The sequence below is a fragment of the Flavobacterium cellulosilyticum genome, from assembly GCF_004349355.1.
In the GTDB taxonomy this organism is placed as follows: Bacteria; Bacteroidota; Bacteroidia; order Flavobacteriales; family Flavobacteriaceae; genus Flavobacterium; species Flavobacterium cellulosilyticum.
In genome coordinates this window covers 34,124-46,599 of record NZ_SMFK01000004.1, presented here as the reverse complement: position 1 = coordinate 46,599, position 12,476 = coordinate 34,124, and the positions used below count along the sequence as shown (strand labels likewise).

8 protein-coding genes and 1 pseudogene are annotated in these 12,476 nt (G+C 35.1%); all 9 read left to right on the top strand.

All coding sequences use genetic code 11. The features are described from left to right. Positions 1-10 precede the first annotated feature (10 nt). The 9 genes and pseudogenes from E0F76_RS08315 (at position 11) to E0F76_RS08275 (ending at position 12,461) form a co-directional block, all read left to right on the top strand. Positions 11-1,177 carry a homogentisate 1,2-dioxygenase gene (locus E0F76_RS08315; RefSeq protein WP_132004133.1) on the top strand — a complete coding sequence of 389 codons (1,167 nt, stop codon included), beginning with the start codon at positions 11-13 and terminating at the stop codon, positions 1,175-1,177. 18 nt (positions 1,178-1,195) lie between these two features. Continuing rightward, positions 1,196-2,356: a 4-hydroxyphenylpyruvate dioxygenase gene (hppD, locus tag E0F76_RS08310; RefSeq protein ID WP_132004130.1), complete on the top strand. Its 1,161-nt coding sequence runs from the start codon at positions 1,196-1,198 to the stop codon at positions 2,354-2,356. A gap of 17 nt (positions 2,357-2,373) precedes the next feature. Beyond that, a complete protein-coding gene (locus tag E0F76_RS08305; RefSeq protein ID WP_132004127.1) occupies positions 2,374-4,143 on the top strand; it encodes an aromatic amino acid hydroxylase in 1,770 nt (589 codons plus the stop codon). Between the two features lie 75 nt (positions 4,144-4,218). Continuing rightward, positions 4,219-5,454: a fumarylacetoacetase gene (gene fahA / locus E0F76_RS08300; RefSeq protein ID WP_132004124.1), complete on the top strand. Its 1,236-nt coding sequence runs from the start codon at positions 4,219-4,221 to the stop codon at positions 5,452-5,454. A 9-nt stretch (positions 5,455-5,463) separates the two neighbouring features. Further along, positions 5,464-6,359, top strand: a pseudogene (locus E0F76_RS08295) (flavin reductase family protein). 595 nt (positions 6,360-6,954) lie between these two features. Further along, on the top strand, positions 6,955-8,271 hold the full coding sequence (locus E0F76_RS08290) for an aspartate aminotransferase family protein (protein ID WP_132004121.1): 1,317 nt from the start codon (positions 6,955-6,957) through the stop codon (positions 8,269-8,271). Positions 8,272-8,353: 82 nt separating this feature from the next. Continuing rightward, on the top strand, positions 8,354-9,295 hold the full coding sequence (locus E0F76_RS08285; RefSeq protein ID WP_132004118.1) for a carbon-nitrogen hydrolase family protein: 942 nt from the start codon (positions 8,354-8,356) through the stop codon (positions 9,293-9,295). Positions 9,296-9,307: 12 nt separating this feature from the next. Continuing rightward, entirely contained in the window at positions 9,308-9,715 is a 408-nt protein-coding gene (locus E0F76_RS08280) for a VOC family protein (protein WP_132004115.1), read from the top strand. Between the two features lie 4 nt (positions 9,716-9,719). Continuing rightward, entirely contained in the window at positions 9,720-12,461 is a 2,742-nt protein-coding gene (locus tag E0F76_RS08275; RefSeq protein WP_132004112.1) for an aminotransferase class I/II-fold pyridoxal phosphate-dependent enzyme, read from the top strand. The last annotated feature ends 15 nt before the right edge of the window (positions 12,462-12,476 follow it).

Here is a 12,476-nt window from a genome sequence, read left to right as displayed (position 1 = left end):
TAAAAAAATTATGCCCTTCTATCAAAAACTAGGGAATATCCCTGACAAAAAACACACTGTTTATAAAAGTGAGAAAGGAGAATTCTATTACGAAGAACTCTTTGGCACTATCGGTTTTGAAGGTATGTCGTCATTGTTATATCATACCCAACGTCCAACGCAAGTAAAGGACATTCTAAAATCGTATGATGTTTCGCCAAAAATTGCAGTTGATAAAAATATGAAATCTTTGAATCTCAATGGATTTAATATTACGCCAACAGCAGATTATTTAGAAAGTCGAAAGATTGTTTTAGCCAATAGTGATTGTTATATTGTGCTAGCTGCTCCTAAAAAATCATTAAGAGATTATTTTTATAAAAATACCGATTCAGACGAAGTAATTTTCGTTCATGTAGGTAGCGGTAAATTAAGAACTCATTTAGGTAATATCGACTTTAAATATGGCGATTATATTGTAATTCCCCGAGGAATCATTTATCAAATAGATTTTGACACAGAAGACAATCGCCTTTTTATTGTAGAATCAAAAAGCCCTGTTTATACTCCAAAACGTTATCGCAATTGGTTTGGACAGCTATTAGAACATGCTCCCTATTGTGAGCGTGATATGCATCCACCGACCGAATTAGAAACCCATAATGAGAAAGGTGATTTTATAATCAAAGTAAAAAAACAGGACACAATACACGAATATCTATATGCTGCGCATCCTTTTAGTGTGGTTGGTTGGGATGGCTATAATTTTCCTTATAAATTTTCAATTCATGATTTTGAACCTATAACAGGAAGAATCCATCAGCCGCCTCCAGTACACCAAACTTTCGAAACAAAGGCATTTGTAATCTGTTCTTTTGTACCTCGATTATATGATTATCATCCCAATGCAATACCTGCACCCTATCATCATAGTAACATTGATTCTGATGAAGTTTTGTATTATGTCGCTGGGGATTTTATGAGTAGAAATCATGTGGATAAAGGCCAAATAACATTACATCCTGCCGGAATCCCTCATGGGCCACATCCTGGAGCCATGGAAAAAAGCATTGGTAAAAAGGAAACTCAGGAATTAGCGGTAATGATAGATACTTTTAAACCTTTGATGGTTACAGAAGAAGCTATGAAGATTTGTGATAAAACCTATTATCAATCCTGGTTAGACACTAATAAATAAAGAATAAAACCGAAAGCAATGGCAACTATTTCAAAATTAAAAGATTTACAAAACACAGCATACGGAATAAAAAAGCTGTATTCAGAGGCTGAAGATTTTCTTCCATTATTAGGAACAGATTATGTGGAGCTCTATGTGGGCAACGCCAAGCAAAGTGCTCACTTTTATAAAACAGCATTTGGATTTCAATCCTATGCTTTTGCTGGTTTAGAAACAGGATTGAAAGACCGTGTTTCTTACGTCTTAAAACAGGACAAAATGACCCTCGTTTTAACCACTCCGCTAATAAAAGACTCACCAATTTTCGAACACATCAATACGCATGGTGATGGTGTAAAAGTAATCGCTTTATGGGTAGACGATGCTACAAAAGCGTTTGAAGAAACAACCAAAAGAGGTGCAAAACCATTTATGGAGCCAACAATAGAAACTGACGAAAATGGATCTGTTGTTCGGTCTGGCATTTACACTTATGGCGAAACCGTGCATGTTTTTGTAGAACGAAAAAATTACAAGGGTTTGTTTTTACCTGGCTTTAAAAAATGGGAATCGCATTATAATCCAACAGCTATTGGATTAAAATTTATAGACCACATGGTAGGCAATGTTGGCTGGGGCGAAATGAACACTTGGTGTGATTTTTATGCTCAAATTATGGGATTTGCTCAAATTATTTCTTTTACAGATGATGACATTTCAACGGAATATACCGCTTTAATGAGCAAGGTAATGAGTAATGGAAATGGTAGAATAAAATTTCCCATAAATGAACCAGCCAAGGGCAAGAAAAAATCCCAAATAGAAGAATATTTAGATTTTTATGGTGGTCCAGGAGTACAACATATTGCTGTGGCGACAGATGATATTGTAGCGACAGTATCAGCTATGAGAGATAGAGGTGTAGAATTTTTATATGTTCCCGATGCCTATTATGATGATTTAATTGAACGTGTTGGAGAGATTGATGAAAATGTAGAAACACTTAAAGAACACGGAATATTAATTGATCGGGATGAAGAAGGCTACTTATTGCAATTATTTACCAAGCCAGTTGTCGATCGTCCCACGCTGTTTTTTGAAGTGATACAAAGAAAAGGAGCGCAATCTTTTGGAGTTGGAAATTTCAAATCTCTATTTGAAGCAATCGAAAGAGAACAACAAAATAGAGGTACTCTTTAAATTATAATTAGACAAAAATGGAAACTAGTGAAAGTCAAGAATTGAATTGGAATGCGGTAACAAAAAGGTTGCCCAAGCACTTACACAAGTTTATTGTAAAACAACCGTATGAGCAATATACTGCCCAGAACCAAGCCGTTTGGCGTTATGTAATGCGCTTAAACACCAATTATTTACCTAATGTGGCACATAGTTATTACCTTGAAGGGATTGCCAAAACTGGGATTTCTATAGACCGAATTCCAGAAATGGAAGGCATGAATAGAATCCTAAAAGACATTGGTTGGGCAGCAGTTTCAGTAGATGGTTTTATTCCCCCAAATGCATTTATGGAGTTTCAAGGGTATAATGTTCTCGTAATTGCATCCGACATTCGCACCATAGATCATATTGCTTATACACCCGCTCCAGATATTATTCATGAAGCTGCGGGTCATGCTCCAATTATTGCCAATCCAGAATATGCAGAATATTTAAGACGATTTGGTGAAATTGGCAGTAAATCCATTGCTTCTGCCAAAGATTATGATTTATATGAAGCGGTTCGAAAAGTATCTATTTTAAAAGAAGATCCCAATACGGAAGCACAAGAAATTGAGGAAGCGCTTGCCGTTTTAAATGATATTCAAAACAATATGGGGGAATTGTCCGAAATGGCCCAAATTAGAAATCTGCATTGGTGGACAGTGGAATATGGGTTAATTGGCACTTTAGACAATCCCCGAATTTATGGAGCTGGATTATTATCATCCATTGGAGAAAGTGAAATGTGTTTGAAAGAAGGTGTCAAAAAAACACCTTTCTCCATTGATGCTGCAAAAGTAAGTTTTGACATTACCAAACAACAACCCCAGCTTTTTGTAACACCCGATTTTGCCTATCTAAGTTTTGTGTTGGAGAAATTTGCCAACAAAATGGCTTTGAGAACAGGAGGTCTTTCTGGAGTTGAAAAATTAATTCAATCTAAAAACATAGGGACTATTGAACTGAGTACTGGAATTCAAATTTCTGGACTGTTTTCAAAAGTTATAAGTATTGATAATAAAGTAGCTTACATCCAAACTAAAGGAGAAAGTGCATTAGCTTCTAGAGACAAAGAACTTATTGGTCATGGAACAAATTATCATGCTGCTGGTTTTGGAAGTCCCATAGGGAAATTGGAGGGAATTAATTTGGCAATAGAAGATATGTCACCACGCGATTTGGAAATTTATGGCATTTATGAAGGAAAACAAACTACCTTATACTTTGAAAGCGGAGTAAAAGTTGAAGGCCAAATTATAACGGGAAAAAGAGATTTAAGAGGAAAAATAATTCTAATCTCTTTCCAAGATTGCACAGTAACTTATAATAATGAAATTCTCTTTAAACCCGAATGGGGTACTTATGATATGGCCATCGGAAAAGAGATAATTTCTGCTTTTGCAGGGCCTGCTGATTCCGAATCCTTTCAGAATTTAACTGAAGTTTCTACAACTAAAACGCATAAAATAAAATATTCGGAATCAGAAATCAATTTGCACGATCTCTATCAAAAAGTGAGAGACATGCGAGAAAACAAAAAGTTGGATTTTGAATTGTTAGCCAGAATCGCAAATGAATTAAAAGATAAATACCAAAATGATTGGCTTTTAGCCTTAGAAATTTATGAGTTAATTTACAATTATAATACCCCTCTAAAAGAAGTTGTTTACAATCATTTAACCAACTTAAAGTCTATTGAAAATTACACTAAATTAATTACTGACGGCATGCAATTAGTTGCCAAAGAGGAAATACTACTATAATTAGAATCCAAAAAAGAGAAATATATACAATCTATTTTGGCCAATTTCTAAATAATTTTAAAAAAAAACAAAATTATGAAAACTTGGGTGACAATACCAAATCAATCCGATTTTACAATAGATAACATTCCTTTTGGAATTTATTCTACTCATTCGACAAAACCGACGGTTTGTATTGCGATTGGCGATCAAATTTTAGATTTGGTTGTTACTCGAAAACTGGGGATTTTTAAAGGATTAAAAATCAAAAAGAGGGTTTTAAAAAACAACTTTTTAAATGACTTTATTGCTTTAGGGAAAGAAAAAACTAATGCTATTCGGGAAATTATTCAAAAGGAATTGTGTGACGAAGATTCTAAAATGAGAAATGTAAAAAAACTTTTTTCATTGCAAAGTGAGGTTCAAATGCATTTGCCTATAGCCATTGGAGATTATACCGATTTTTATTCTAGTATAGAACATGCTACCAATGTAGGTATGATGTTTCGCGATCCAGCAAACGCCCTTTTACCCAATTGGAAACATTTACCGGTGGGCTATCATGGGAGAGCGTCGTCTATTATAGTCAGTGGCGAAAACATACACCGTCCTATGGGTCAAGTTATGCCACCAGATGTAGATTTTCCTGTATTTAAAGCCTCTTCTCGAGTAGACTTTGAATTAGAAATGGGTTTTATTATTGGCAAGAACACGAATCTCGGAGAAAAAATAAACACGATTGATGCCGAGAACTATATTTTTGGCCAAGTTTTATTTAATGATTGGTCAGCTAGAGACATTCAAAAATGGGAATACGTTCCGCTAGGACCTTTTTTGGCTAAAAGCTTTGCATCCTCTATGTCTCCTTGGGTAGTAACCATGGAAGCTTTAGTCCCTTTTAAAGTAAAAGGTCCTGAACAAGAACCCAAAGTTTTGCCTTATTTAGAATACGAAGGATTAAAAAACTATGACATTGAATTAGCAGTTGCCATTCAACCCAAAGACCAGACTGAAACAATTGTATCCAATTCTAATTTCAAATACATGTATTGGAATATGTCACAGCAACTAGCGCATCATACTAGTAATGGCTGTAATGTAAAAATTGGTGACCTAATGGCTTCTGGAACTATAAGTGGAAAAGAGCCTAATAGTTATGGTTCGATGTTAGAACTCAGCTGGGGCGGAAAAAACCCAATACTTTTAGAAAACGGCGAAAAAAGAACTTTTATAGAAGACTTCGACACCGTAATAATGAGAGGTTATTGCGAAAAAGGAGCGATTCGTGTTGGCTTTGGCGAAGTCAGATCACAACTATTACCCCCATTATAATGAATCAAAATGAAAGATACCACTACAACCATAGACCCAAAATCCATTTCAACAACAGAGTTGCATCAACTTTTATTGACAGCTGTTGCACCTAGACCAATTGCTCTAGCAAGTACCATAGATAAAAATGGAAAGGTAAATTTGAGTCCCTTTAGTTTTTTCAATGTTTTCAGTGCCAACCCACCTCTTCTGATCTTTTCGCCTGCAAGAAGAGGAAAAGACAACACCACAAAACACTCTTACGAAAACATAAAAGAAGTGAAAGAGGTCGTTATCAATATTGTCAATTTTGCTATTGTGGAACAAATGTCGCTATCAAGCACCGAGTATGCAAAAGGCGTCAATGAATTTATAAAATCGGGCTTAACTCCTATTCCTTCCGATAAAATAAAACCACCAAGAGTTGCTGAAGCACCTGTTTCTTTTGAATGTATAGTAGATGACATTATCGAATTAGGCACAGAAGGTGGTGCGGAAATTTAATTTTATCTCGAGTGGTAAACATTCACATTAGAAATGAATATAAAGGAATTGACGGAAACTTGGATACAGAAAAACTAGATTTGGTCGCACGTATGGGAGGAAATTGGTACACTAGAGCGAGCAAAGATTCCTTATTTGAAATTCCAAAACCCATTTATAGTACTGGAATTGGAGTGGATAGTTTGCCCTTGCATGCCAGAAACAGCAAAGTATTGACCGGAAATGATTTGGGTAGACTCGGAAATATGGCCGAGAAACCTTCGCTTGAGTCCATTGAAAAATGTAAAAAAACAACCGAAGTTATTGAAGCATTAAAAACAACTACTATAGAAGATCGATTCCAAAAACTAAATGATATTGTAAAAAATCATTTGGATAATTCAAATGTAGAACAAGCATTAAATAGTTTGTTTTGCATTTAATTTTCAGTATTAAAATGACTTAAATATAATTTTTATATTTTACCAATAAATGCTTTGAAATTTGCACTTCCCCAAAAAGTTGGGACAAATATATTAAGTTGAGTACATTATTCTTCTAGAATACATTTCATAGCATTGGCATTTTCCTATTGTCGGTCTTTGCTCACTTTAAATCAAGAGTTTAAACTTTTATTTTGGTATTCTTAGGCGATGCTTTTTACCTGTATTTAACCTAGTTCTATCCCTTTTAAATTGCTAAACGCTTGGAAATTGGATATTTTTTTATTATCTTTAACGTAATCTTTAAATAGATTGTATCGAATTGATAATAATACCACGGGGTTTTTTCCCTTCTAGATATATGTGCAACTGATGCTTTATAGGCGTCTTTATTTATGTTTTTTAACTCCATAAATAGTATAAGTTCATTAATTTGCTTTCCGCATTTTTATTCATAAGACTATTTCGATAACAGAATTTTTTAAGGTAAAAATAAACTATTTTCACCTTAAACATTGCTTTGTATCATTCAGATGGAAAGCAACTAAAAACACTTATTTTATATTAACAAAAACAGTCTTAGAAAGATTTTTACATGACAAAAGAAAACACAAAATCCCTTGAATTACTTGAGAGAAGAAAAAACATAGTTGCTAATGGTGTAGGCGTTTTTAATACTGCTACGGTAATGGATGCAAAAGGAGCAATGATTATTGATGCCGATGGGAATGAGCTTATTGATTTTGCTGGTGGAATTGGAGTTGTAAACGCAGGACACTGTCCAGAACCTGTAGTTGCAGCAATAAGAGAACAAGCAGGTAAATATTTACATACCAGTTTTAATGTAGTTACTTATGAACCTTACATTGAATTATGTGAGGAATTGGCTGAAATTCTGCCTCATGGAGAGAAAACAAAGGTTATGCTTGTAAGCACTGGTGCAGAAGCGGTAGAGAATGCTATAAAAATTGCAAGACAAGCTACAAAACGACCAGCAGTTCTTTGTTATACAGGCGCCTATCACGGACGTACTATGATGGCAATGACTTTGACCAGTAAGATAGGTTATAAATCGGGTTGTGGCCCGTTTGCTCCAGAAGTGTATCGACTTCCTTTCCCAGACTTTTATCATTATAGAGGACTTAAAAGTATGGCTGCTTTTGTAAAAGACGAACTCAAACGACTGCATGAAAGCGCTCTTAATTTAGTCGACGTAAAAAATGTTGCTGCAATTATTTTAGAACCAATTCAAGGTGAAGGTGGATTTACCCCAATACCAAAGAAATATTTACTAGGACTTAGAGCGTTTTGTGACGAACATGGAATAATGTTAATAATGGACGAAGTACAAAGTGGTTTCTGTAGAACAGGACATTGGGCAAGTTGGCAACATTATGGAGTACAACCTGACATAAGCACGTATGCAAAATCTATGGGATCTGGGCTTCCAATAGCAGCTGTTGTAGGACGTGCCGAAGTCATGGATGCTGCTGCTTCAGGAACTATTGGTGGAACTTATATTGGTAGTCCTGTATGTTGTGCTGCTGCATTGGCCACCATCAAATACATGAAAGCTATTGATTTAAATCAAAAAGCTAAAAAAGTGGGATCCACTATTTTGGGACGATTAAAAAAAATCAAAAAAGTTTGCCCTGAAATTGGAGATGTAAGAGGAATTGGTGCAATGATAGCTGTTGAATTTGTAAAAGATAATGACCCTAGCCAACCTGACACTGAAACGTGCTCAAAAATAGTAGATGGCTGTTCGGATAATGGTTTAATTATGTTGAATGCCGGAATACATAAAAACATTATTAGAATCCTCTGCCCATTAGTAATAACACCTCAACAATTAGACAAAGGACTAACAATTCTAGAAAATGAAATAATGAAAGCTTACAACAAATCATAAAGCACTTCTTGTTAATCATTTACAAACAGGCTTACAATCTGTCTCAATGAGCATTACAATTAATAATAATTAAAATAAATATATGAAACCATTCGCAATTGCAGGAATACAAATGAAAGTATCAGCTGTCGCTTCTAACGTGGAAATGATGAAGTTAAAAATTGATATTACAATGAATCTTTATCCATGGATCGAGATGATTGTGTTTAGCGAACTGTGCGCTTTTGGACCATTATCACATACAGCACAACCCATTCCCAATAATTTTGAAGCAGAAATGCAGGCCAAAGCCAAACAATATGGAATATGGTTGCTTCCAGGTTCTATTTTCGAAAAAACAGATGGTAATATATACAATACGGCTACCGTTATAAATCCTGCAGGAGAAATTGTAACGCGTTACCGCAAAATGTTTCCATTTTATCCGTATGAAACTGGAGTGACACCGGGAGTACATTATTGCGTGTTTGACGTGCCAAATGTAGGACGTTTTGGAGTATCTATTTGTTATGATATGTGGTTTCCAGAAACCATTAGAACTTTAGTAACTATGGGTGCAGAAGTTATTTTACACCCTACCTTAACTGGAACTATCGATAGAGAAATCGAACTATCAATAGTAAGAGCAATGGCATCTATTAACCAATGTTTTATGTTTGATATAAATGGATTAGATACTGGAGGCTGTGGTCGTTCTATAATCTGTGGACCAGATGGAAGAGTGTTATATCAATCTGAAGGTACCGAAGAAATTATACCGTTAGAATTAGATATTGAAAGAGTAAAAAGAAGTCGTGAATTAGGAATTTTGCGATTAGGTCAACCACTTAAAAGCTTTCGAGATCATCTTAAGTCAAGTCAATTTGGCATTTACCAACCTAATTTAGACACTCCATATTTAGATTCATTAGGTCCATTGATAAAACCTTCCCGACTTGATACAATTACAGAATTGAAGATAAAAGAAAATCAATTGGAAATAGAATCCTCACCTGCCCACTACAAAGGGGATGGTTTAATTTAAAAAACAGAAAACATGGGTGGAACACCTAAAAGTAAAAAGAAAAATCTTGAAGCAATATTAAATCATGTGAGTTGGTTTGAAATACCTGCCAATGATTTTAATCAAGCAGTTCGTTTCTATAACCACATTTTTGGAATTGAAATGGAGCAAAATAGTACGGAAGAGAATTCAATGGCCTTTTTTCCATCGACATCAGGTATTGGTGGAGCTATAATTGCTGGACCTAATTCAGTACCATCTGATAAAGGACTATTAGTCTATTTAAATGGTGGAAACGACCTAAGCAATGTACTAAACAAAGTAGAAGAAGTAGGTGGACGGATTGTAATGCAAAAAACACTTATCAATTCAGAAGCAGGCTATTTTGCCATATTTATCGATTCCCAAGGAAACAAATTGGCTTTACATTCAAAAAATTAAAACAGTGAATAAAAATAAAACAAAAAGCGCACCTTATTACAACATCGGACAGCTTCGGGTAGATTATTGGAATAAATTAAAAATTGAAACCACAGAACTAACTCGTTGCTTGAAGGGGTCTGAGGAAGAAATATCGCACATACTAAATGTCAAAGAGTTACTAAAAGATTTAAAAGTAGTGGAATGTTTTTTTGCATTTCCAGGCAAAGAAAGATTACAAAAACTCGAAAACGCCTTTGCTAGTAATGAATACGCCTCTCTATCCCATTTAGTAGCTGCAACTACAAGACAATTGTTAGGAGATAGTTACAAAAACAATCCTGACTCTATTAATTCTAATGAAAACAAATTAGAATTAATAGATGAAAATGAACCACAGCAAAATATTAGAAAAAACCATTTTGAGGTATTATTTGTTGACAATATTACCCAGGAGGAAGAAGGTAAATTAAAACATAATTTAAGAACGCTACAGACTCCAAATGACAATTTTAGTTATGGAGTAGTAGTCCAACGTTCTTTTCAAGATGCAATGATTACCTTACTTTTCAATCATAATATACAAGCAGTTGTAGTGCGTTATGCACCACCATATCATTCTAAACTGATAACTCCTCTTATATTACCCTATATTGAAGAAGTTACAAATCTAGATTATTCATCACAACCGGAAACTGACCTTGGTCCTATTATTGGAGAGTTAATCAAGCAACTACGCCCAGAATTAGACACTTACTATGTTACTGATTCTTCGCTTGGACATTTAAAGGACAATACTATTAAAGGTTTCAGACGTATCTTTTATCAATCAGAAGACATACAGGAACTTCATTTAACTATTATGCATGGTATCGCAGAACGTTATAGTACTCCTTTCTTTTCTGCCTTGGTAGAATACAGTCAAAAACCAACAGGAGTCTTTCATGCCATGCCAATATCGCGCGGAAATTCAGTGTTTAAATCGAGATGGATCCATGATTTTGGTGATTTTTATGGTCGCAATATGTTTTTGGCAGAAACATCTGCTACAACAGGTGGCCTTGATTCCCTATTACAACCGACAGGTCCACTAAAAAAAGCGCAAGAGATGGCGCGTGATGCGTATGGCTCACTAAACACCTATTTTGTTACTAACGGAACATCAACAGCTAATAAAATAGTGATGCAGGCTTTGGTGAAGCCTCAAGATGTGGTACTTGTGGATAGAGATTGCCATAAATCGCATCATTACGGATTAGTTTTGGCAGGTGCTTATCCGGTATATTTGGATTCATACCCTATTGAGGAGTATTCAATGTATGGAGCTGTTCCTTTGCAACAAATAAAATCCAAGTTGCTGCAATTAAAAGAAACAGGAAGTCTGGACAAAGTAAAAATGTTACTCTTGACCAATTGCACTTTTGACGGTATTGTTTATAATGTAGAGCGCGTGATGGAAGAGGTTCTTGCTATCAAACCCGATATGGTTTTTTTATGGGATGAGGCTTGGTTTGCTTTTGCAGGATTTGCAAATAATTATAGACAACGTACAGGTATGTTCAGTGCTAAAAAGCTTTATGAAAAATACAAGAGCACTACTTATAGAAAACAATACAACGAACATATTAATGGTTTGAAAGAGGATGAACAATCCATACTACCCAATCCAGATTTGGTTCGAATTCGAGTATATGCAACCCAAAGTACCCACAAGACTTTAAGTAGTTTTAGACAAGGATCTATGATTCATATTTGGGATGAGGATTTCCGCAGAAAAACGGAGAACACCTTTCTCGAAGCGTACATGACTCACACTTCTACTTCACCAAACTATCAGATGTTAGCATCTCTTGATGTTGGCAGACGACAAGTACAATTGGAAGGATTTGAATTGGTTGAAAAAAGCATCGAAATGGCTATGGTTTTGAGAGCCAAAGTGAATGACAATCAACAATTGAGTAAATACTTTGATGTATTGACTGTACATGATTTTATTCCTGATGAATTTCGTCAAACGGGTATAAATGAATACTACACCAAACAAGAAGGATGGAATCGTATGAATGAAGCTTGGGAGAAAGATGAGTTTGTTCTAGATCCAACCAAAATTACCTTATATATTGGAAAAACTGGGGTTGATGGTGATACTTTCAAAAACAAGTATTTAATGGATAAATTCAATATCCAAATCAACAAAACTTCTCGCAACACGGTGTTATTTATGACCAACATAGGTACTACTAGAGGAAGCATCACTTATCTTATCAATGCGCTTTTAAAAATTGCTGATGAATTAGATGATGAATTCAAAGCGTTGAATGATAAGGAAAGGGAAATTAGAGCTGCAAAAATTCATTCCTTAACTAAAGAATTCCCACCATTGCCAGATTTCAGTTATTTCCATCATTCCTTTCAGTCATTACCAGGAGTTTCAGGAGGTAATTTACGAGAAGCCTATTTCTTAGCGTACGATGAAGAAAATTATGAATACATTCCATTAAATGACTGTTTGTCTTTAATTGACACAGGAAGAAAACTAGTTGCTTCAACCTTTGTAATACCCTACCCTCCAGGATTTCCTGTGTTAGTTCCAGGACAAGTAGTGAGTGAAGAAATCATCAATTTCATGACCGCTTTAGATGTCAGTGAAATCCATGGTTACCGAGCCGATTTAGGCTTAAGAGTGTTCAAGGAAAAAGTATTGGACAGACATAAGATTACCACATCAATAGGCGGAATGTCTATTGATAATATAAAAACCGATTAAACTAATAAGAAAAAG